Source organism: Methylophaga sp. OBS4 (genome assembly GCF_026319305.1).
Taxonomy (GTDB): Bacteria; Pseudomonadota; Gammaproteobacteria; order Nitrosococcales; family Methylophagaceae; genus Methylophaga.
The window spans coordinates 1-21,128 of record NZ_JAPDMV010000038.1 but is presented as its reverse complement, the minus strand read 5'-3'; the positions used below and the strand labels follow the sequence as shown (position 1 = coordinate 21,128).

21 protein-coding genes are annotated in these 21,128 nt (G+C 48.4%); 7 read left to right on the top strand and 14 right to left on the bottom strand.

The features are described 5' to 3' along the window. The 9 genes from OMP95_RS10985 to OMP95_RS10945 form a co-directional block, all read right to left on the bottom strand. Positions 1 to 1,053, bottom strand: a 1,053-nt coding sequence (locus OMP95_RS10985) for an aspartate aminotransferase family protein (protein ID WP_266328771.1), incomplete at its 3' end; no start/stop codon positions are given. A gap of 158 nt (positions 1,054 to 1,211) precedes the next feature. Further along, positions 1,212 to 1,793 (bottom strand): superoxide dismutase, encoded by a 582-nt coding sequence (locus OMP95_RS10980; protein WP_266328770.1) that lies wholly within the window; start codon positions 1,791 to 1,793, stop codon positions 1,212 to 1,214. 106 nt (positions 1,794 to 1,899) lie between these two features. After that, complete coding sequence (rimI, locus tag OMP95_RS10975; RefSeq protein ID WP_266328769.1) at positions 1,900 to 2,352, bottom strand: ribosomal protein S18-alanine N-acetyltransferase; 453 nt, start codon at positions 2,350 to 2,352, stop codon at positions 1,900 to 1,902. A gap of 31 nt (positions 2,353 to 2,383) precedes the next feature. Further along, complete coding sequence (locus OMP95_RS10970; RefSeq protein WP_266328768.1) at positions 2,384 to 2,878, bottom strand: DNA polymerase III subunit psi; 495 nt, start codon at positions 2,876 to 2,878, stop codon at positions 2,384 to 2,386. Next, positions 2,878 to 4,410 carry a 2-isopropylmalate synthase gene (locus tag OMP95_RS10965; RefSeq protein WP_266328766.1) on the bottom strand — a complete coding sequence of 511 codons (1,533 nt, stop codon included), beginning with the start codon at positions 4,408 to 4,410 and terminating at the stop codon, positions 2,878 to 2,880. Before OMP95_RS10965 ends, OMP95_RS10970 begins: the two co-directional genes overlap by 1 nt. 237 nt (positions 4,411 to 4,647) lie before the next feature. Then, on the bottom strand, positions 4,648 to 5,391 hold the full coding sequence (gene pssA, locus OMP95_RS10960) for a CDP-diacylglycerol--serine O-phosphatidyltransferase (protein ID WP_266328764.1): 744 nt from the start codon (positions 5,389 to 5,391) through the stop codon (positions 4,648 to 4,650). 114 nt (positions 5,392 to 5,505) lie between these two features. Further along, a complete protein-coding gene (gene ilvC / locus OMP95_RS10955) occupies positions 5,506 to 6,519 on the bottom strand; it encodes a ketol-acid reductoisomerase (protein WP_266328772.1) in 1,014 nt (337 codons plus the stop codon). Positions 6,520 to 6,600: 81 nt separating this feature from the next. Continuing rightward, positions 6,601 to 7,095, bottom strand: a complete 495-nt coding sequence (ilvN, locus tag OMP95_RS10950; RefSeq protein ID WP_266328762.1) for an acetolactate synthase small subunit — start codon at positions 7,093 to 7,095, stop codon at positions 6,601 to 6,603. Continuing rightward, positions 7,096 to 8,838 (bottom strand): acetolactate synthase 3 large subunit, encoded by a 1,743-nt coding sequence (locus OMP95_RS10945; RefSeq protein WP_266328760.1) that lies wholly within the window; start codon positions 8,836 to 8,838, stop codon positions 7,096 to 7,098. Between the two features lie 160 nt (positions 8,839 to 8,998). Between OMP95_RS10945 and pyrC the strand changes: the two genes are divergently transcribed. Further along, entirely contained in the window at positions 8,999 to 10,048 is a 1,050-nt protein-coding gene (gene pyrC / locus OMP95_RS10940; RefSeq protein WP_266328758.1) for a dihydroorotase, read from the top strand. A 381-nt stretch (positions 10,049 to 10,429) separates the two neighbouring features. Here the strand turns inward: pyrC and OMP95_RS10935 are convergent, their stop codons facing one another. The 5 genes from OMP95_RS10935 to dapA all read right to left on the bottom strand — a co-directional run bounded on the left by OMP95_RS10935 (position 10,430) and on the right by dapA (position 14,335). Next, positions 10,430 to 10,825: a GFA family protein gene (locus OMP95_RS10935; RefSeq protein WP_266328756.1), complete on the bottom strand. Its 396-nt coding sequence runs from the start codon at positions 10,823 to 10,825 to the stop codon at positions 10,430 to 10,432. 89 nt (positions 10,826 to 10,914) lie between these two features. Next, a complete protein-coding gene (gene purC, locus OMP95_RS10930) occupies positions 10,915 to 11,625 on the bottom strand; it encodes a phosphoribosylaminoimidazolesuccinocarboxamide synthase (RefSeq protein ID WP_266328754.1) in 711 nt (236 codons plus the stop codon). A 10-nt stretch (positions 11,626 to 11,635) separates the two neighbouring features. Then, a complete protein-coding gene (locus OMP95_RS10925) occupies positions 11,636 to 12,403 on the bottom strand; it encodes an MBL fold metallo-hydrolase (RefSeq protein ID WP_266328752.1) in 768 nt (255 codons plus the stop codon). After that, positions 12,403 to 13,434, bottom strand: a complete 1,032-nt coding sequence (gene bamC / locus OMP95_RS10920) for an outer membrane protein assembly factor BamC (protein ID WP_266328750.1) — start codon at positions 13,432 to 13,434, stop codon at positions 12,403 to 12,405. Before bamC ends, OMP95_RS10925 begins: the two co-directional genes overlap by 1 nt. Before the next feature lie 22 nt (positions 13,435 to 13,456). Further along, positions 13,457 to 14,335, bottom strand: a complete 879-nt coding sequence (dapA, locus tag OMP95_RS10915; RefSeq protein WP_266328748.1) for a 4-hydroxy-tetrahydrodipicolinate synthase — start codon at positions 14,333 to 14,335, stop codon at positions 13,457 to 13,459. 118 nt (positions 14,336 to 14,453) lie between these two features. On the opposite strand from dapA, the gene OMP95_RS10910 reads away from it, so the two are divergent. The 6 genes from OMP95_RS10910 to OMP95_RS10885 all read left to right on the top strand — a co-directional run bounded on the left by OMP95_RS10910 (position 14,454) and on the right by OMP95_RS10885 (position 20,903). Then, positions 14,454 to 14,921: a peroxiredoxin gene (locus tag OMP95_RS10910; RefSeq protein WP_266328746.1), complete on the top strand. Its 468-nt coding sequence runs from the start codon at positions 14,454 to 14,456 to the stop codon at positions 14,919 to 14,921. A 687-nt stretch (positions 14,922 to 15,608) separates the two neighbouring features. Then, on the top strand, positions 15,609 to 18,527 hold the full coding sequence (locus OMP95_RS10905; protein WP_266328744.1) for a ribonucleoside-diphosphate reductase subunit alpha: 2,919 nt from the start codon (positions 15,609 to 15,611) through the stop codon (positions 18,525 to 18,527). After that, on the top strand, positions 18,527 to 19,687 hold the full coding sequence (locus OMP95_RS10900; protein WP_266328742.1) for a ribonucleotide-diphosphate reductase subunit beta: 1,161 nt from the start codon (positions 18,527 to 18,529) through the stop codon (positions 19,685 to 19,687). Before OMP95_RS10905 ends, OMP95_RS10900 begins: the two co-directional genes overlap by 1 nt. Before the next feature lie 78 nt (positions 19,688 to 19,765). Next, the gene (locus OMP95_RS10895; RefSeq protein WP_266328740.1) at positions 19,766 to 20,179 is read left to right on the top strand and encodes a hypothetical protein; all 414 of its coding nucleotides are present in this window, start codon (positions 19,766 to 19,768) and stop codon (positions 20,177 to 20,179) included. Between the two features lie 2 nt (positions 20,180 to 20,181). Then, positions 20,182 to 20,412 carry a hypothetical protein gene (locus OMP95_RS10890; protein ID WP_266328738.1) on the top strand — a complete coding sequence of 77 codons (231 nt, stop codon included), beginning with the start codon at positions 20,182 to 20,184 and terminating at the stop codon, positions 20,410 to 20,412. Continuing rightward, positions 20,409 to 20,903 (top strand): hypothetical protein, encoded by a 495-nt coding sequence (locus OMP95_RS10885; protein WP_266328736.1) that lies wholly within the window; start codon positions 20,409 to 20,411, stop codon positions 20,901 to 20,903. Before OMP95_RS10890 ends, OMP95_RS10885 begins: the two co-directional genes overlap by 4 nt. Positions 20,904 to 21,128 lie beyond the last annotated feature (225 nt).

Genomic DNA, 21,128 nt, shown 5'->3' with positions numbered 1-21,128 from the left:
CCCCTGAGCCAGCGCCTGTTTTACCAATTCACCACAAGGCACATTCAGTTCAATACCCAGCATGAAACCCAGTCCCCTGATGTCTTTGACCCCAGTCAGATCAGACAGCTTGTCCCTGAAACCTTGCATCATCTGTTTGCTCAAATCCTGGACATGGTTCAGCAACGCTTCGTTTTCGATTGTTTCCAGTACCGCCAAAGCCGCCCGGCAAGCCAAGGGGTTACCTCCAAAGGTCGAACCGTGATTACCCACCTGCAAGACACCAACAGCACGACCAGCCACCAAACAGGCACCGATCGGCATGCCATTACCCAGGCCTTTGGCTAAAGTCATCACGTCGGGGAGCAAATCTTCACTGTGCTGGAAACCAAACCATTGGCCGGTACGGCCGACACCGGTCTGTACTTCATCCAGCATCATCAACAGCTTGCGTTGCGTGCAAATGGCCCTGACTCCTGCCAGAAACTCTGCATCGGGCACTTTAACACCGCCCTCTCCCTGCACCGGCTCAAGCAAGACTGCCACGGCCTCAGGCCAGTGACCTATCGCCATACGCAATGCATCCAAATCGTTATAAGGAATACGGACAAAGCCCGGTAACAGCGGATCAAACCCAACCTGAATCTTGGCATTACCGGTAGCGGTCAGCGTGGCCATGGTTCTACCATGAAAACTGCCGTCCATCACGATAATGACCGGCTTGTCGATGCCTTTACTGTGGCCGTATTTACGTGCGATTTTGATCGCCGCTTCATTGGCTTCGGCACCGGAATTACAGAAAAAAGCCTGCTCCATGCCTGACAATTGCGTCAGCTTGTCTGCTAATTGTGTCTGTAACGGGATATGGTAGACATTGGATGTATGTACCAGTTTCGCTGCCTGTTCCTGGATAGCTTTGGTAACAGCCGGGTGACAGTGTCCCAGATTACACACTGCAATACCGCTGAGGGCATCCAGAAATTGCTGACCTTTCGTATCCGTTAACCAGGCGCCTTTACCTTCAGTAAAGGCAATGTCCAGACGCCCGTAAGTGGGCATGACCGAATCTGTCATGGCTTCAAACTCCTTGCCGTGACGGCAAACTTCATTTGACCTTTTCAGGTTTCAAGAAATGAAAAATGGCAGCTTCTGACGAAACTGCCATCTTTCAAAAGAGCGGTATTTTATAACGTTATCGAGATATAAGTAAAATTTACCCTGTCTCGCTTTTATTATGCCGCGAAGTTGGCTTCAACGAAGTCCCAGTTAACCAGCCCCCAGAATGCTTCCAGGTATTTAGGGCGGGCATTGCGGTAATCAATGTAGTAAGCATGTTCCCAGACATCGACCGTCAGCAGAGGTGTCTGCCCGGTTGTCAGTGGGCAGCCGGCATTGCTGGTATTAACGATTTCAATACTGCCATCCGCGTTTTTAACCAGCCAGGTCCAGCCGGAACCGAAATTGGTGGCCCCTGATTTGCTGAACGCATCCTTAAAGGCATCAAAAGATCCGAATGTGCTATCAATTGCGGCAGCCAGATCACCCGACACAGCATCCTTGCCGTTTGGTGTCATGCAGTTCCAGTAAAAAGTGTGGTTCCAGACCTGGGCTGCGTTGTTAAAGATACCGCCGCTGGATTTGATAACGATTTCTTCCAGAGACAAGCCCTCAAACTCCGTACCCGGAACCAGATTGTTCAGGTTATTTACGTAGGTTTGGTGATGCTTGCCGTAGTGATATTCAAGTGTTTCCGCTGAAATGGTAGGTTCCAGTGCATTTTGTGCATATGGTAAAGGTGGCAATTCAAAAGCCATAGTCAATCTCCTAAGTAAAAATAACCGAGTAAATGAGTCAATTAGTCTATGCGAGGCTTAGCGCTATAGCAAGTGTTTATACAGGGCCAATATACCCGTGATACCCTTACAAACCGCCAAAAATAGAGAGCATCGACAAATCAAGTCCCATCAAAATCGCATCTTCCCGCCCCTGCTGAGCAGGGTAATAGCCCCGTCGAACTGCTATCTCGTTAAATCCCATCTGCTCATAAAGTCTCTGGGCTCTGATATTGGAACGCCGCACTTCAAGCACAATCAGCGTTGCAGCGCGAGTTTTAACATGTTCAATGATATGCTCCAGAATCCGGTGGCCATAGCCCTGCCCCTGCATATCAGGTCTGACGCAAAGATTAAGCAGATGAGCTTCATCCATCACCAGTTGCACTATGGCGTAGCCCACAATCACATCATAGGAATCAGAATAAACCCAGGCATGATGACCGGCATCCAGACTGTCGGAAAAGTTTTTAAGGCTCCACGGAAACTGGTTGGCTGACTGCTCAATTTGTAAGACTTCATGTAAGTCTTCGTTAAGCATTATCCTGGACAAAATCATTGTTATTGCACACTCAAAAAGCAGAACGCGCCAGTTTTAATGCCTGCCAGGCATTGGCTTTCAGTGATGGAGTCTGCATCATGTCAGACAAGCTGAATGAAGCTATCATGCTGGCACCGGCAGAAAGCGGATAAATTGCGGGAGCCTGTGGATCGGCCTGGTTAGCAGACAGTTTACCCGCCAAACCGGCATCGAGAACCAAAATGATTTTATCTGCGGCAATGGCCTCATCAAGCAGGAACAACTGGTTACTGCCCAGTAAAGCCACCGACGTCATATCCAGGTTGATAGCCTTTAACATGGTAGTCAATAATTTTTGTTCGGGCGGTGAAAGATCCAGCGAGGGCAACAGCAGCCAGATAGCCGCTGACATATCGATATCTGTGGTTACCGTCCCTGACTGCTGTTCAGTTGCAAAAGATGGCTTCAATTCAGCGGCTGGGCGCAACTCCCAGACAGAAATCCCCATCTCTGTCAAAGCGGATAACTGTCCAGGATTCAATTTCATCAGACCTGCGGATGGGCGCGCTCGGCCGGCAGCAGGATTTTATTCAAAGCATGAATATAAGCTTTGGCCGACGCAATAACGATATCGGTATCAGCACCCTGTCCACTGACGATACGCCCGCCTTTTTCAAGACGCACATTCACTTCACCCTGAGAGTCTGTTCCGGTTGTAATGTTACTGACAGAGTATAGTTGCAGTTCGGTACGGCTCTGTACGATTGATTCAATGGCTTTGAATGCCGCGTCAACCGGACCGCTGCCACTCATCTGGGTTTTGATTTCTTTATTATCAACAGACAATGTCACCGTGGCTAATGGTGTTTCACCTGTTTCACTACAGACTTTCATGGAAATAAGGCTGACACGTTCATCAGAAGTCGCAACCGCGTCACTGACCAGGGCCTGAATATCTTCATCGAAGACTTCATGTTTCTTGTCAGCCAGTTCCTTGAAGCGGGTGAACGCCGTATTCAAGTCGGTTTCAGATTCCAACTCAATACCGAGTTCCTGCAGACGGCTGCGGAAAGCATTACGACCAGAATGTTTACCCAATACCATACGATTGGTGTTCCAACCCACATCTTCTGCGCGCATGATTTCGTAAGTTTCGCGGTTTTTCAACACACCATCCTGATGAATACCGGACTCATGAGCAAAGGCATTAGCACCAACTATGGCCTTGTTAGGCTGCACTACAAAACCGGTCACACTGGAAACCAGGCGTGAAGCGGCCAGAATATGCGGTGTATCGATATTAGTATCACAAGGGAAAATATCCTGACGGGTACGCACGGCCATCACCACTTCTTCCAGTGAGGCATTACCGGCACGTTCGCCCAGACCATTGATAGTACATTCCACCTGTCGCGCACCATTCATCACCGCTGACAACGAGTTAGCAACCGCCAGACCCAGATCATTGTGACAATGCACCGAGAAGATGGCTTTATCAGCATTAGGAATACGTTCACGCAATGTAGCAATCAACGCTCCGAACTGATGCGGCAGGTTGTAACCGACCGTATCCGGAATATTCAAGGTGGTGGCACCGGCATCAATCACCGCTTCAAGAATGCGGCACAAAAAGTCGGTTTCACTGCGACCTGCATCCTCAGGTGAGAACTCAACATCATCTGTATACTGACGGGCACGTTTGACGGCACGCACAGCATTTTCAATGACCTGGTCCGGTTCCATACGCAACTTCATTTTCATATGAATCGGTGAGGTCGCGATAAAGGTATGGATACGTGAAGCATTGGCCGCTTTCAGTGCCTCACCGGCACGATCGATATCTGTATCCAGCGCTCGGGACAAACCACAAATACGACTGTCTTTGACAGCTTTTGCGACGGCCTTTACCGCCTCAAAATCGCCGATACTGGCAATAGGGAAACCGGCTTCGATGACATCCACCCGTAAACGTTCCAAGGCTTTGGCAATGCGCACTTTTTCATCCTTGGTCATCGATGCGCCGGGACTCTGCTCGCCATCTCGCAAGGTGGTGTCAAAAATAATTAATTGATCTTTCATTTTTCCTGCTCCATAAACGCAGACTAATTTTTCATTCAAATTCGGAGGTATGCATGTTCAGCCTCAAGCTGATTGCTTGTTTTAAGTCTGTATGCCCTAAGGCAGTCGTAGCAGGAATGACAGGCAATAATAGGTCGCAGCAAAGTGTTGCTGTTCGTTGCAGAATAACAATGTAGACGGGTTATCAATGTTCATAGCGATTTAATATTAGGATGAAAATGCAAAAAAGCCAAGACCCTATTTTGTCTGTGCCCTTTCGTTGCGGCGTTGACGAAGCTTTATCAGCGTAAAAACCGGACCGGACAAAGCATAGATGAGGAATACCCCAAATAGAATCAGAGGCGGATCAATAGCCACCAAGGCAAAAACCAGCACCAGAGCCAGCATAACGACAAATGGCACTTTATCTCTGAGATCCAGCTCTTTGAAACTGTGATAGCGCATGGAGCTGACCATCAAAATGGCACAGAAAAAAGTCAGCGGCACAGCGATACCGGTCATCACTGCAGGAGCAACGTCATTACTGGTACCAGCCCAGACCCAACCGGCTACACAGGCAGCGGCAGCCGGACTCGGCAGTCCCTGAAAATAACGCTTATCTTCACTGCCGATCTGGGTATTAAAGCGTGCCAGGCGCAGAGCACCACAGGCGGCATAGATAAAGGCGACCATCCACCCAACTTTGCCTAAACCCAATAATGACCATTGGAAAATAACCAGTGCCGGTGCCAAGCCGAAAGCCACCATATCGGAAAGACTATCGTATTCAGCGCCAAATGCGCTTTGTGTATTGGTCATCCGGGCAATTCGGCCATCCAGTCCATCCATGATCATCGCCACAAAGACAGCAATAGCAGCGGATTCGAAATCACCACGGATGGCCGCTATGATGGCGTAGAAACCTGCAAACAGACCGGCGGTGGTGAATAAGTTTGGCAGTAAATAAATGCCGCGTCTTTGCTGCTTCTCATTACTGACCATAAACTGAAAACTCCCGGATATTAATTGCTGCCATTATGACATCAGTCTCTTATAAACAAAACGGGGACGGCCGTTTGCACGGCCGCCCCCGAATCTGACTCACAAATTTATCGGTTAGTTTTTAGATTTATCGACAATTTTTTGAATCCACGGCATCATAGAACGCAGTTTGGTACCGGTTTGTTCAATCGGATGCTCGGCATTAAGACGACGCATTGCTGTCATTTCAGGGTAACCGGATTGACCTTCCTGAATGAACTGCTTGGCGTATTTCCCTTCTTGAATATTTTTCAACGCTTCACGCATTGCCCAGCGGCTTTCCTCGTTGATAACACGTGGACCGGTAACATATTCACCATACTCGGCATTATTTGAAATCGAGTAGTTCATATTGGCGATACCGCCTTCGTACATCAAGTCAACGATCAGTTTCAGTTCATGCAGACATTCAAAGTAAGCCATTTCCGGGGCGTAACCCGCTTCAGTCAGTGTTTCAAAACCGGCTTTAACCAGTTCGACCGCACCGCCACACAGAACAGCTTGTTCACCGAACAGATCCGTTTCAGTTTCATCACGGAAGCTGGTCTCGATAATACCGGTACGACCACCACCGATGGCTGAGGCATAAGACAAAGCGATATCTTTAGCTTTACCGGAAGCATCCTGTTCAATCGCGATCAAATCAGGAATACCGCCGCCTTTGACAAATTCACTGCGAACCGTATGACCCGGCGCTTTCGGCGCAATCATCACCACATCCAGATCATTGCGAGGCACGATTTGGTTGTAAACAATGGCAAAACCATGAGCAAAAGCCAGCACGGCGCCCTGTTTCAGGTTAGGTTTAATTTCTTGTGCATACAGCTGAGACTGGAATTCATCCGGCGTCAGCACCATAACCAGATCGGCACCTTTAACCGCTTCGCTGACATTGTCAGATACTTTCAGACCAGCACCTTGCGCTTTGGCAATGGAAGAAGAACCGGCACGCAAAGCAACCGTCACATCTACGCCGGAATCCTTCAGGTTACAGGCGTGGGCATGGCCTTGAGAGCCATAACCAATAATTGTGACTTTCATCCCCTGGATGATAGACAGGTCACAATCTTTATCGTAATAAATGTTCAAACTCATGTTTTAGTTCCTTGGGTTTTCTTGAAAGCGAAATACCCGTGACACCTGGGAATGCACGGGTATATACAATCGATATTACAGGTGCAAACTTTTTTCGCCACGGGCGATACCGGAGACACCGGTGCGCACCGTTTCGATAATTTTGTGTTCTGCCAGCGCGTCAATAAATGAATCCAGCTTGGTGCCGGTGCCGGTCAGTTCGATGGTGTAGGTTGAAGGTGTCACATCAATGATGTGGCCGCGGAAAATTTCTGACAGTCTTTTTACGTCTTCCCGCTGGGCCATGGTCGCAGCTTTGACCTTGATCAGCATCATTTCCCGCTCGATATGAGCCCCTTCTGTCAGATCCAGCAACTTAACCACATCAATCAGCTTGTTTAATTGCTTGGTGATCTGTTCGATGATGCGATCAGTCCCCGTAGTCACAATCGTCATACGTGACAGAGAGGCATCTTCTGTAGGCGCCACAGTGAGCGATTCGATATTGTAACCACGTGCAGAAAACAAACCGGCAACACGCGACAATGCCCCTGCTTCATTCTCAATCAGGATAGAAATAATATGTCGCATTTATGAAAGCTCCCTTTCCGGATCTTGGGGTAGTTCGCAGTGAGGTGACATGTGCATCTCGTTATGTGCCTTACCTTGCGCAATCATCGGATACACGTTTTCAGTCTGATCGGTCACAATATCAAAGAAGACCAGACGATCTTTCATAGCAAAGCCTCTTTCCAGTTCACTACGGAGATCTTCAGGACGTTCAACGCGGATACCGACGTGACCATAACTCTCGGCCAACTTAACAAAGTCAGGCAAGGACTCCATATAAGAATGCGAATAACGGTTTTCGTAGAAGAACTCCTGCCACTGGCGAACCATGCCCAGATAACGGTTATTCAATGCCACGATTTTAACCGGCAGCCCATATTGCAGACAGGTCGACAGCTCCTGAATACACATCTGGATACTACCTTCACCTGTCACACAGATAACCGTTTCTTCAGGATAAGCCAGTTGTACGCCCATCGCCGCAGGCAAGCCGAAACCCATCGTGCCAAGACCACCGGAGTTGATCCAACGGTTAGGCTCATCAAATCCGTAGTACTGGGCCGCCCACATCTGATGCTGACCTACGTCAGAAGTTACATAGGCTTTACCTTGTGTAATTTCGTGCAGCATTTCGATAACCATTTGCGGCTTGATCTTGTCGCTGTTACGGTCATAGCTCATGCATTTCTGAGCACGCCAGCTGTTGATGATCGCCCACCACTCATCCAAAGCTTTTTGCTGCGGTTTTTTGCTGCCGGTTTCCAGCAGATGATTCATCTCCTGTAAGACATCGGCTACATTACCGACGATAGGAATATCCACGGTAATGGTTTTGGAAATCGATGAAGGGTCGATATCAATATGGATAATCTGTGCATGTGGACAGAATTCGGCAATCTTGCCGGTGACCCGGTCATCGAAGCGCGCACCAACGGCAATCAACACATCACAGTCATGCATTGCCATATTGGCTTCGTAAGTGCCGTGCATGCCAAGCATGCCCAGGAATTGTTTGTCACTGGCAGGATAAGCGCCCAGCCCCATCAGGGTACTGGTAATTGGATAACCCAGGTGACGAACAAATTTACGCAATTCATCAGAACCTTTACCCAGCACCACACCGCCACCGGAGTAAATCATTGGTTTTCGGGCTGACAGCAATAAATCAACAGCACGTTTGATCTGACCCGTGTGACCTTTTACGGTCGGCTGGTAAGAGCGCATCTGAACCTTATCAGGATAGTGATAAGTAATCTTGATATTGGGATCTGTGATGTCCTTGGGAACGTCAACCACAACCGGGCCCGGACGACCTGTCGTCGCCACATAAAAGGCTTTTTTCATGGTCTCAGCCAGATCGTTGATATCCTTGACCAAAAAGTTGTGCTTCACACACGGCCGGGTAATACCGACTGAATCGACTTCCTGGAACGCATCACTACCGATATTGGCCGTAGCAACCTGACCGGTGATAACAACCATCGGAATAGAGTCCATATAGGCGGTAGCGATACCGGTTACCGCATTTGTTGCACCAGGACCGGAGGTGACCAAGACGACACCAGGCTGACCTGTCGCCCGCGCATAACCATCAGCCGCATGAGTGGCTGCTTGTTCATGGCGGACCAGGATGTGTTTGACATCCTCCTGGTTATACAATGCATCATAAATATGAAGCACAGCGCCCCCAGGATACCCGAACAGGTATTCAACACCTTCGTCTTTGAGACATTGAACCAATATCTCGGCACCGCTTAGTTCCACGTGTTCCCCTTTTCCATCGCCGTCGCGAAATGCTAAAAAACATTAAACGTGTAAAGTTACTTGTAATGCTTGATAAGGTCAAGAACAAGCGCTATTGCCAGCCATACGATGATAGCAACTATTTCGGCTTAATTCTTTAGCTGTGGCATAATTCGCTGCTATGACTCAATCAAATCTCACACAACTGACTTTGGCCCGACCAGACGACTGGCATCTCCACTTGCGCGACGATCTGGCACTTGGCAGAACCGTTCCCGACACGGCGCGCAGCTTTGCACGGGCGATCATCATGCCCAACCTGCGACCGCCGGTTACCACCACCGAAATGGCAATTGCCTATCGCGATCGCATTATTGCAGCGCGTCCCGCAGACAGCCACTTTGAACCACTAATGACACTGTATTTGACAGACAACACCAAGGCAGAAGAAATTCAACGCGCCAGTCAAAGTGGTATGGTCCATGCTGTCAAACTTTACCCGGCCGGTGCAACCACCAATTCGGATGCCGGTGTTACCGATCTGGCGAAATGCCGCTCTGCACTTGAAGCTATGCAGGCTTGTGGCCTGCCTTTGCTGGTTCACGGTGAAGTCACTGCAGCAGAAATTGATGTGTTCGATCGCGAGAAAATATTTATCGAGCGGATCCTGCAGCCTTTACTGAAAGAATTTCCGGCCTTAAAAGTTGTGTTTGAACATATCACCACGACCGATGCCGTGCAGTTTGTGGCTGAAGCCGATGACCGTATCGCAGCCACCATCACTCCGCATCATTTGTTACTCAACAGAAATGATCTGCTGGTTGGCGGTATTCACCCGCATCATTACTGCCTGCCGGTCTTGAAACGTAATACCCATCAGCAAGCATTGATTAAAGCCGCAGCCAGCGGCAACCCCAAATTCTTCCTCGGTACCGACAGTGCGCCGCATCCGCGATCCGGCAAAGAAAACAGCTGTGGCTGCGCCGGGATCTACAGTGCCTACGCTGCCATCGAACTTTATGCTGAAGTATTTGACGCGGCTGGTGAACTGGACAAACTGGAAGCCTTTGCCAGTTTTTATGGTGCTGATTTTTATGGCCTGCCCAGAAATACAGACGTTATTACACTGACCAAACAATCCTGGTCAGTGCCTGACAGCCTGGAATTCGCCGGCGAAACCCTGGTGCCGATGCGGGCTGGCGGCGTTATCAACTGGCAGATAATGAACTGACCCGGTCTGTACAGTTATTCAGCCGTAAATGAATTAGAAACGTTACCCGGTTTTTTTGGCGGCTTCGGCTTTGTTGTGTTGTATTGATTATTCCGCTACCAGCAGCATCAGCGTGTTGCCGACTTTCATCACCAGCTGATACGAAATATCAACAATGGCTCATTAAGTTCCATATTTACGGCAGCATTTCCCTGTTTATTGCGATGGTACTAAATGTTCAGTTTCAGAAGTAGCTCTGAGTCCCAACAAAAATAAACGCCATGACCAGCAGTTTTTATATTTCACGGATTCAACTCGTAAGCGCAACTCACTAGTGCAACAGTTGGGTCGATTCCGCGTTTCGTTTAATTCTTTTATTTCGTCATTAAGTGGCAGGCAAAGTCAGGGCCGTTCCTTATATTGCGGGTAACTGTCACAGATTTCGAACCAGTCAGCTTTTGAGCCCACAAAAATATGTGTGACATTGAGTTCACCAAGCGGCGTGTCAAGACTGCCGATGCGCAGTCTGATTTGCTCAGCTTGTGCGTCACGGCGACTGTACAAAGGCGATGCACAATGTTTACAGAACACCCTGAATACACCTGGTGAAGATTCAAACTCATTCAGCGCATCCTGACCAGACAACAAGCTGAATTCAGCCGTATTAATCAATGCATTCGCAGCAAAGGCGCTGCCGTTTGCTTTCCGACATTTGGAGCAGTGACAGAAAAAAACCGGACCGAGCGTGCCATCAATCTGATACTGAACCTGCTGGCATAGACAACTCCCCTTAAGCATGACTCTCTCCTTACCGGCATTTATAAATAAAAAAACCCTTCTTACTTTCGCAGGAAGGGTTTTAATAATATCCGTTTGTTTTGGAAAAATTAAAGTGGCACACCGATGCGTTTAGCGACTTCTTCATAGGCTTCAATCACGCCGCCCAAGCCTTGTCTGAATCGATCTTTATCCAGTTTTTTGCGGGTCTCCGCATCCCAGAGCCGACAGCCATCCGGACTGAATTCATCACCCAGGAAAACCTCTCCCTTGAACAAACCGAATTCCAGTTTGTAATCGACCAAAATCATACCTGCATCAGCAAACAGTTTCTTCAAGATAACATTAACTTTAAATGTTAACTCTTTCATTTTCCTTATATCTTCAGCAGTTGCCCAGCCAAAAGTAGCGATATGGTATTCATTGATCATCGGATCATGCAAAGCATCATTTTTCAGAAAGAACTCAAACACCGGCGGCTCCAGTTCCAAGCCGTCTTCGACACCGAGCCGACGTACCAGACTACCGGAAGCCACATTTCTGACCACACATTCAACCGGAATCATCGCCATGTTTTTGACCAGGGACTCGGTATCGTTGAGCAGTTTCTCAAAATGCGTAGGAATACCGTTATCAGTCAGATATTGCATGATAAAAGCGTTGAATTTATTGTTAACTTCACCTTTGCGGCTCAGTTGTTCAACCTTTTCACCATCAAATGCCGAGGTATCATCACGAAAACTGAGCACGACATAATCATCATTATCGGTGGCAAATACACTTTTTGCCTTGCCTGAATACAACTCTTGTTTCTTTTGCATCTGAGGTCTCTTAACTTTTGTTAATTTCTCGCCAGCCAAACCCGGCGTCCTGATCGGCTACACCGATCCAATTATGCTCGCAACTTAATGCCTCGGCATACAGTGGCACCACAATCGACGGGCAGTTATTCTTTTCAGAAATATGCATGGCCATAATATGCTGTAAGCGGGAAGTGTCGATTTTCTCAAGTAATGAGGCAGATTGCACGTTATTTAGATGCCCCAGCCGTCCGGCGACCCGTCTTTTGAGATGTTCGGGGTATTCGCCCTGCTCCAGCATGGCCATATCGTGATTGGCTTCCAGCAATAACGCATCACAACCTGACAGCGTTGACTCAATCAGCGGTGTGATACTGCCCACATCAGTCAATAAACCCAACCGGTGCTGGCCGTTGCCAAACACAAACTGGCTGGGTTCACGTGCATCATGCGGTACGGGAAAGGGTTCAACCTCGATATCACCGATACTAAAGGTTTCGTGACAGTTGAATTCGCGAACCAGGCCGGTCACATCAGCCGGCAGACAACCGGCCGTGCCCGGTGTGGCATAAACGGGTAGCTTATATCTTCTGGCCAAAACACGAATACCCGCCATATGATCGGCGTGTTCATGGGTGATGAGCACTGCAGACAACTGACGGGGATCGATATTGAGACGTTGCAGCCGTTTTTCAGCCTCACGCGCAGAGAAACCACAGTCGACCATCAACGTGGTTTCTCCATACGTGACTACTGTTGCATTACCCCGACTACCGCTACCGAGGGAAGCAAACCGCATTATGGGGACAGCTGTTCCTGAATCAGGTTCAGCAGGCGTTTGGCAGTATCGTCTGAGGTGCGGGTTTCTTCCGCATCCAGCACGACGATGCGGGTATTATCGGCATCAGAAATCAGCTTGATGTAGTAATACTCTTCCGGTTTTTTCTCAGCATCATCACGCCAGAACGCCAGTCTGCTCAGCATACCTTTTTCTTCCTGCTCAATTTCCTTGAACGGGTCGATATAGCGGACAAAGTAGAAACCGCGTGAACGATCGCGATCTTCGACTGCAAAACCTTTGCTATCGAGCACCCGGCCGACACGGCGCCAGACTGTCGGGAAGTCCTGTTCAACAAACAGAGCCTGATGACCGTTGTTTTCATCCATCAGCAATACATTAGCCGATTCTTCTGCTGAAGGAGTCGGCCCTTGTGCTTTGACCTCGGCTTGGTCCTGCTGGTACAGCACACCAAGGTGTTCAGCCAACTGACGCAACATAGCTTCATCTTTTTGTGCATTACGTTTGGTTTCGTCCTTGGCACCCAGATAGATTTCGGCCATTTTGGACGTATCGCCACGCTCCATGCGAATACGATAAGCGTAACCATCACCATCTTCGACCGTATCCATCAGACCGATACGGTCGTCCATACGATGAATATCAATGCCTTTGCTATTCCAGAACTCCTGAATACGCTGCCAAGTGACGTCACGTTCGCCCGGCACCACCAGGTGACGGTTGGTCCCCTCACCGGCCAGTGAAGGTTTTTTATCAGGTGTGATGTTGTATCTGGCTGCCAGCGGATTAGTCGAGGCTTCTTCAAATTCTGAATAAGTCGCACTGCTGTCCTGATTACCGGCAATGTCATCATTGATACGGTTGGTGCTCAAATCGGGGGGTACATCCAGCGGGGGCATGGTTTCCGCTTTGCGATATTTCTGTGTATTGTCCGGCACGACTTCGTCCAGCGTAGAAAATGCGCCACAACCACTCAGTACAGCCGTCATCATGACGACCAGCGATGTTTGTTGAAATAATTTCGCGTTCATTTAATACAGTTCACTCATTGATTTAGTTTAGAACACCCGCCGTAATGAGGGCCTCACGCACCGACTGATGGTATTTCTCCGACAATACCGTCATTGGCAAGCGAATACCTTCTGGGATAAGTCCCATCTCCGACAACGCCCATTTAACAGGAATAGGGTTAGCTTCCACAAATAAAAATTGATGCAAAGGCACCAAAGCCTGGTTGATTTCACGGGCACGGGCTTCATCGCCTGCCAGCGCGGCCATACAGATTTCATGCATGGCAGCAGGCGCCACATTAGCTGTAACCGAGATAATTCCTCTGCCACCTGCCAGAATAAAATCAATTGTATTGGCATCCTCACCGGTATAAAGTTCAAACTCGTCGCCAGCCAGTTGTTTGATTTGCTGAACCCGGGACACGTCCCCCGTCGCTTCTTTAATACCAATAATATTGCTGATCTGTGCCAGTCTGCCCACTGTCTCGGGTAATAGATCAGACGCTGTACGCCCAGGCACATTGTAGAGAATCTGAGGAATATCAACTGCTTCTGCAATCGCTTTGAAGTGCAGGTACATGCCTTCCTGGGTAGGCTTGTTATAGTAAGGTGTCACCAGCAGTACCGCATCAACCTTCAGATCTTTGGCGTACTGGGTCAGTTCGATGGCTTCAGAGGTCGAGTTGGCGCCGGTACCCGCAATAACCGGAATACGGCCATTGACCTGCTCTACGACTTTACGGATAACGTCGCAATGCTCTTCAACATTCAAGGTGGCAGATTCGCCGGTAGTACCGACAGCGACGATGGCATCTGTGCCTTGGCTGATGTGAAACTCGACCAGCTTTCGCAGGCTGTCATCATCCAGAGAGCCATCTGCTCGCATGGGTGTGACAAGAGCTACCATACTGCCGCTAAACATATTAAAAGACTCCGAAAAAATAACAGGCATGGTACTTTGCCTGCCTATGGATGACAAGATCAGACTGAGTTGTGTAAGGTAAGATTTCTTACAAACCGTTCCAAAACAGGATGATTAGATGACCCAAGTGCAACTTGACCAACCGGTGCCTGACTTTGAGTTGCCCGGCACTGGCGATAAAACATTCCGCCTTTCCGAGCAATTGGGTAAGCACATCGTGGTGTATTTCTACCCGAAAGACAATACCCCCGGCTGTACTTTAGAAGGCCAGAACTTTCGTGATCAGATTAATTTCTTCCATGATCACAACACGATTATTGTCGGAATTTCCCGTGACAGCGTGCGGGTACATGAAAACTTCAAAAGCAAACAATCCTTTCCGTTCGAATTGCTTTCTGATGCAGATGAAACTGTCTGCAAACTGTTTGATGTTATCAAACTCAAGAAAAACTATGGCCGTGAATATATGGGCATTGTTCGCAGCACCTTCCTGATTGACGATAAAGGCGTGCTCAGAAACGAGTGGCGGAATGTCAAAGTCAAACAGCACATTGACGAGGTCAAACAAGCCATACTGGAACTTTAAATTACTATTTAAGTTTCCATTGTAAATAAATGTATATATTAAAAAATATCATGAGATTTAATGGTTAAAAACGCTGTAACCATTAGCTGATATTGCACGCACCTTCCCGTACCAGTTTATCTAAGGTTCTGCTCCTCTGGACGTTTTAGATCCTGGCTTAAGTTTTGCTCACTCAAGCCAGGATCCAACCCAGAGGAGGTCCATGGGCAGTCTAAAAGCCTTTCAATGAACTTAAGCGCGGCAGAAGAAAGATGGCCGGCCTAGTTTGGTCCTACCGGCAAACTTGCGATGTCCCAGGCCTGCTTTTGAACCGCGCTAATTATCCAGCCGCCCAGGTTAAACCACTGTTATTTCAGGCGTTCTCAGATGCGGTTGTGAAAGCGTAATCAGCATCGGTATAATTTCGCCCCTGTCCGAATAATGTCGGTAATATATGGCTGACAATAGACTGTAAAAATTATTTTTTATAGCACCAAAATGCAGCAAAAACCTGTGATCGCCCATCGACGTTAGCCTCAGCTCAGATCAGCGCAAAGTTATCCACATAAAGTGCACAATTTATGCGCATTTTATCCCCTTGCCAACACTTCAAAAACACACTATCTTGTGGTTTAATGATTTCACAACCACAACCTCTAGTGGTTTGGCGTTTTTTAGATTTCTTCACACAAAGCAGGGATTATCACTATGGCGAGCGAAGCAGCACAACCCATTCCGACTTCATCTTCCGCTCAAAGCGGATACAGCGTAATTCGTCGTAACGGCAAAGTTACCGACTTTGACAGCAACAAGATTGCCGTTGCCATCACCAAGGCTTTTCTGGCCGTTGAAGGTGATTCAGCCAAGGAAAGTCGACGCATCCACGATACCGTTTCCAAACTGACTAAGCAGATTACCGAAAATTTGTTGCGCCGTCTGGACGATGGTGGCACGGTTCATATCGAAGACATTCAGGATCAGGTTGAACTGGCCCTGATGCGTGAAGGCGAATACAAAGTCGCCCGCGCCTACGTCGTTTATCGTGAGCAGCAATCACAAAAACGTGCCGAAGAAGAGAAGAAACATCCACAACCAGCGAATGAGGCAATCCTGCATGTCACAGCCGCTGACGGGTCTCGCCACCCACTGGATATTGATCGCCTGCACAACCTGATTACAGAAGCCTGCGAAGGTCTGGCAGAAGTCAACCGTGACGCTATCCTGCGTGATACCCAGCGCAACCTGTTCGACGGAGTAAAAGAAACCGACGTTGAAAAAGCCCTGGTCATGGGCGCGCGCACCTTTATCGAAAAAGATCCCGCCTACAGCACTTTGGCCGCTCGCCTGCTGATGGACGGTATCCGCCGTGAAGCGCTGAGCTTTGTTTACAAAATACCCAAACAGGCCTCGCAAAATGAAATGGTCGATATCTATCCGGACTATTTCAAAACCTACATTCACACCGCAATAGAACACGAACTGATTGACTCCGAACTGGGCCTGTTTGATCTGGACAGACTGGGTAAAGCGCTGAAACCGGAACACGATTTCGAGTTCACCTACCTGGGTCTGCAAACGCTGTACGACCGTTACTTTATCCATTACGACGGTACCCGCTTCGAATTGCCGCAGGCGTTCTATATGCGTGTTGCAATGGGGCTGGCGATTAACGAACTCAACCGTGAAGAACGCGCTATCGAGTTCTACAACCTGCTGTCGTCTTTCGACTTCATGAGCTCAACGCCGACCCTGTTCAACTCCGGCACCTTGCGTCCGCAACTGTCTTCCTGCTACCTGACAACCGTACCGGATGATCTGAGCGGCATATACAATGCGATTCGCGATAATGCCCTGCTGTCCAAATATGCCGGTGGTCTGGGTAATGACTGGACCCGTGTACGCGGTCTGGGCGCCCACATCAAAGGCACTAACGGCAAATCACAAGGTGTTGTCCCGTTCCTGAAAGTCGCTAACGACACCGCTGTCGCCGTTAACCAGGGTGGTAAACGTAAAGGTGCTGTCTGTGCTTATCTGGAAACCTGGCACATTGATATCGAAGAATTTCTCGATATGCGTAAAAACACCGGTGATGATCGCCGACGCACCCACGATATGAACACCGCGAACTGGATTCCTGATTTGTTCATGAAACGGGTCGCTGAAGAAAAGACCTGGACTTTGTTCTCACCGGAAGAAGTGCCCGATCTGCACGATTTGACCGGTCTGGACTTTGAAGCCGCGTACAAAGAGTACGAAGACAAAGCCGCCCGCGGTGAAATCAGAAACTTCAAACAAATGCCGGCCACCGATCTGTGGCGCAAAATGCTGGGCATGCTGTTTGAAACCGGCCACCCATGGGTTACGTTCAAAGATCCCTGTAACCTGCGCAGCCCGCAACAACATGTCGGTGTCGTTCACAGCTCCAACCTGTGTACCGAAATCACCCTGAATACATCAGATAAAGAAATCGCCGTCTGTAACCTGGGTAGTGTCAACATGGTCAGACACGTTGATGAAAACGGCAACCTGGACAAGGAAAAACTGCAAAAAACCATTCGCACCGCCATGCGTATGCTGGATAACGTTATCGAATATAACTACTACAGCGTCCCGCAAGCACGTAACTCCAATCTGCTGCACCGCCCTGTCGGTCTGGGCATCATGGGTTTCCAGGATGCCTTGTACAAACTGCGTCTGCCCTACAGCTCTGAAGAAGCGGTCAAGTTCGCTGATGAATCAATGGAAGCCGTCAGCTATTACACGATTGAAGCCTCTTCCGATCTGGCGGCCGAACGTGGCAAATACCAGACTTACGATGGCAGCCTGTGGAGCAAAGGCATTCTGCCGATTGATTCCATCAAGATCCTGAAAGAAGCCCGCGGCGAATACCTGCAACAGGATGAAAGCCAAACCATGGACTGGGACGCTTTGCGCGACAAAATCAAACGTCAGGGCATGCGTAACTCCAACACCATGGCGATTGCACCGACTGCCACCATTTCCAATATCTGTGGCGTCAGTCAGTCCATCGAGCCGACTTACCAGAACCTGTTTGTCAAATCGAACCTGTCCGGCGAGTTCACTGTGATCAATCCATACATGGTTGAAGATCTGAAACAACGCGGTCTGTGGGACGAAGTCATGATCAATGACCTCAAATACTTCGACGGCAGCCTGCAAAGCATCGACCGGGTACCGAGCGAGCTGAAAGCCCTGTACACCACCGCTTTTGAAATGGATGCCCGCTGGCTGATTGAAGCAGCCTCCCGTCGTCAGAAATGGCTGGATCAGGCACAAAGCCTCAACCTGTACATGGCAGAACCATCAGGTAAGAAGATGGATAATCTGTACAAACTGGCCTGGGTACGTGGCCTGAAAACCACATACTACCTGCGCTCCATGGGTGCGACCGGTGCCGAGAAAACCAGCTCTGCGCCTACCCCGCCGCCCTCGGCAGAAAAACCCAGCGGCCCGACGCCGGTAGCCAGCAGTCCAGTTGCAAGCAGCACATTAACTGGCGCAGCTTTGGCCAGCGCGGTAGCAGAAGCTGAAGAGTTTTTGGGTGAAGGCATGGAAGCACCGAAAGCGTGCTCTATCTTAGAACCAGACTGCGAGGCATGTCAGTAATGTTGAATTGGGATGATCCATTCTCAGCGCCGATAGCCGGCACTGAGACAGACAAACAAAAAGAAACGCCAGCGGCAGCACCTGCTGAACCAGCGGCTAACGAACTTACCGAGGCACCCGCCTCGGCTAAGATCAGCGAATTGCCGCCGTCCAACGCCAAACCGGTTAACGCCGATGACAAGCGTGTGGTCAACGGTATGGCAGACATTAACCAGCTGGCCCCGTTCAAATATCCGTGGGCATGGAATTACTTCCTCAATGCCAACAAAAACCACTGGACACCGCTGGATATCAACATGGCGCAGGACGTACACGACTATCGTCATAAACTGACGATGGAAGAACGCCACGTCTATGAAAACGTGCTGTCCTACCTGACCACCTCCGATATTCTCGCCATGCGTAATATCGGTCTGGCGGTCATGGAAAAAATGTCCGCCCCCGAATTGCAGATCTATCAGGCACGTCAGGTCTACGAAGAAGCGTTGCATACCTGGACCTATCAGCACTGCATCGAAACCATCGGCCTCGATCAAAGCGAAATCTACAACCGCTACCGTGTGGTGCCGGAGATTTATCAAAAGATTAAACTCGCCAATGACCGGCTGGATACCGTGATGCGCAGCGATATCGACCTGCATGATCCGGACGAGCTGGAAAACTTCGTCATGTCCTACGCATTTTTCGCCGGTATTTTCGAAGGTTGCTGGTTCTACAACGGTTTCAGCCCGATCTTTGCCCTGCAACGCCGCGGCCTGATGAAAGGCACCGCCGAACAGCTGCAATACATCATGCGTGACGAAGTCATGCACGCCTCGTTCGGTATTCGTGTCGTCAAACAGATCATCAAAGAAGAAAACGTCAAACTGGATCCGAAAAAAATCCAGCAAATGTTTGAAGAAGCCGATGCAGCAGAAAAAACCTACACCGGTTACATTCTGCGTGACCCGATTCTGGGTTACTCAAAAGAAGTGCATCACGGCCAGTTCCGCTACACCGCCAACCGCCGCGCCAAACAGCTGGGTTTTGAAGAACCGTTCCCCGGTGCCGAAGCCACCCTGCCCTGGCTCGATGAACAGGCCAATATGCGGAAGGAGAAAAACTTCTTCGAGACCAAGGTCACCGAGTATCAAACTGGTGGTGGTCTTAAATGGGACTGATGAGTTGATTGAAAAGCCGACCTTGTGTCGGCTTTTTGTTTCTTAATGACAAGATAAATTCTAGGAGTTCTTTATCCAGTGCTTAGTGAATCTGTAATGGCAATATTGAATAATGTTTTTGACTTCATGGAAGAAAAAGGGGTCAACCGAAAGGCTGTGTCATTTGGAATTGACGAAGAATTAGTCAATGAAGTCTATGAGGCGACCGGAGTTCAATATTCGTTAAATGAGTTACAGAAAGCGGCTGATAAATGTCTCGCGCATGAATGGATTGAGCATACAACTTTAGGTGACAAATATACTTCCCTAAGAGTTACCGAAAAAGGTATTGGCATCGTCCGTTCTAAAAGAAAACAAGAAGCTGAAAAGAATAATAGACCCGTTCTGAAAAAAGTCTCAGACTATATTGAAGAACATAAAGGATTATTTGTGTTTCTTGGGTTCACCGTCGCTTTAGCTTCTCTACTTATAAAAATATATGGGGATAAATAATTATGGATATTGCCCCAATCTCTGTTGAGATTACTTGTTTATTTTGTGACTCACCCCTGACAGGCGAAGAAGATGCAAATTTTGAATCTGGAGATATGATTGAATGTGCTGAGTGCGGTGAAAGCAACGACTATGACAGTGTTCTAGAAGTTGCCAAAGAAAAAGGTATGACAAAAATGACGGAAAAAGTACAAACTGCAATAGAAAAAGAGTTTTCTAAGTTATTCAAATGACATTTAAAAATCTAGGGGGGGGGGCGGAACACTTTGATTCACAGGTGTTCTTCCATGTATTACGCAACTTACAACTAGCGCTAGGCAAGGAGAACAACCTGACAACAATCCCAAGCACATCTAAGTGGACCTCTCTCGATTTCCCTGCTATCAGCAGCATTAGGCGATCCACCATGCCGACAAAACTGCCTCGTGACAAATGGCCTGCTTGGGCTTCTAGTAGCACACAATTTAATCGGATTTTGTCTTACCCCTTTATCCCTGCTGAAGTTAAATTGGAATCTACATTGCCATCTAGCATAATCGCTGCAACTCTATTGACCGAACGGATAGATATCAAGGATAAACCGAAAGTTTATAACTACAATATATACTTAATGGCGGAATCAACAGATGGAAAGCTCTATCACTCGCCACCGATAAGAACAACAAACCCCTCGCATCATTCAACAGCGCCTTCTACATGGTTTGATAGTGTTGGTTATCAGTAACATTCAAGATGATAGCCCGTAAATAAGTAATTGGGGTCAGATTGAACCTCCCCCAGTTTAACGGACACTTTTAATCGGCGACAATGTCGCCTAGAAGGAGTGTCCGTTAAACTGGGGGAATGTCAGATCTACATTTAAGCATTTAGAAAACGTGGCAGGTGGAAAGTGAAGAAATCTATTTAATTTGGATCCAACCCTTTTTATTTTTTAGAGTGAAATCATGGG

Bases quoted from the DNA above. Each gene is read 5' to 3' on its own strand.
- OMP95_RS10925 (WP_266328752.1), bottom strand. From the start codon at position 12,403: ATGCGGTTTGCTTCCCTCGGTAGCGGTAGTCGGGGTAATGCAACAGTA.
- pyrC (WP_266328758.1), top strand. From the start codon at position 8,999: ATGACTCAATCAAATCTCACACAACTGACTTTGGCCCGACCAGACGAC.
- pssA (WP_266328764.1), bottom strand. From the start codon at position 5,391: ATGGTCAGTAATGAGAAGCAGCAAAGACGCGGCATTTATTTACTGCCA.
- ilvN (WP_266328762.1), bottom strand. From the start codon at position 7,095: ATGCGACATATTATTTCTATCCTGATTGAGAATGAAGCAGGGGCATTG.
- OMP95_RS10885 (WP_266328736.1), top strand. From the start codon at position 20,409: ATGACATTTAAAAATCTAGGGGGGGGGGCGGAACACTTTGATTCACAG.
- OMP95_RS10965 (WP_266328766.1), bottom strand. From the start codon at position 4,410: ATGAAAGATCAATTAATTATTTTTGACACCACCTTGCGAGATGGCGAG.
- OMP95_RS10910 (WP_266328746.1), top strand. From the start codon at position 14,454: ATGACCCAAGTGCAACTTGACCAACCGGTGCCTGACTTTGAGTTGCCC.
- OMP95_RS10890 (WP_266328738.1), top strand. From the start codon at position 20,182: ATGGATATTGCCCCAATCTCTGTTGAGATTACTTGTTTATTTTGTGAC.
- OMP95_RS10900 (WP_266328742.1), top strand. From the start codon at position 18,527: ATGTTGAATTGGGATGATCCATTCTCAGCGCCGATAGCCGGCACTGAG.
- bamC (WP_266328750.1), bottom strand. From the start codon at position 13,434: ATGAACGCGAAATTATTTCAACAAACATCGCTGGTCGTCATGATGACG.
- purC (WP_266328754.1), bottom strand. From the start codon at position 11,625: ATGCAAAAGAAACAAGAGTTGTATTCAGGCAAGGCAAAAAGTGTATTT.
- OMP95_RS10970 (WP_266328768.1), bottom strand. From the start codon at position 2,878: ATGAAATTGAATCCTGGACAGTTATCCGCTTTGACAGAGATGGGGATT.
- OMP95_RS10935 (WP_266328756.1), bottom strand. From the start codon at position 10,825: ATGCTTAAGGGGAGTTGTCTATGCCAGCAGGTTCAGTATCAGATTGAT.
- dapA (WP_266328748.1), bottom strand. From the start codon at position 14,335: ATGTTTAGCGGCAGTATGGTAGCTCTTGTCACACCCATGCGAGCAGAT.
- OMP95_RS10980 (WP_266328770.1), bottom strand. From the start codon at position 1,793: ATGGCTTTTGAATTGCCACCTTTACCATATGCACAAAATGCACTGGAA.
- OMP95_RS10905 (WP_266328744.1), top strand. From the start codon at position 15,609: ATGGCGAGCGAAGCAGCACAACCCATTCCGACTTCATCTTCCGCTCAA.
- rimI (WP_266328769.1), bottom strand. From the start codon at position 2,352: ATGCTTAACGAAGACTTACATGAAGTCTTACAAATTGAGCAGTCAGCC.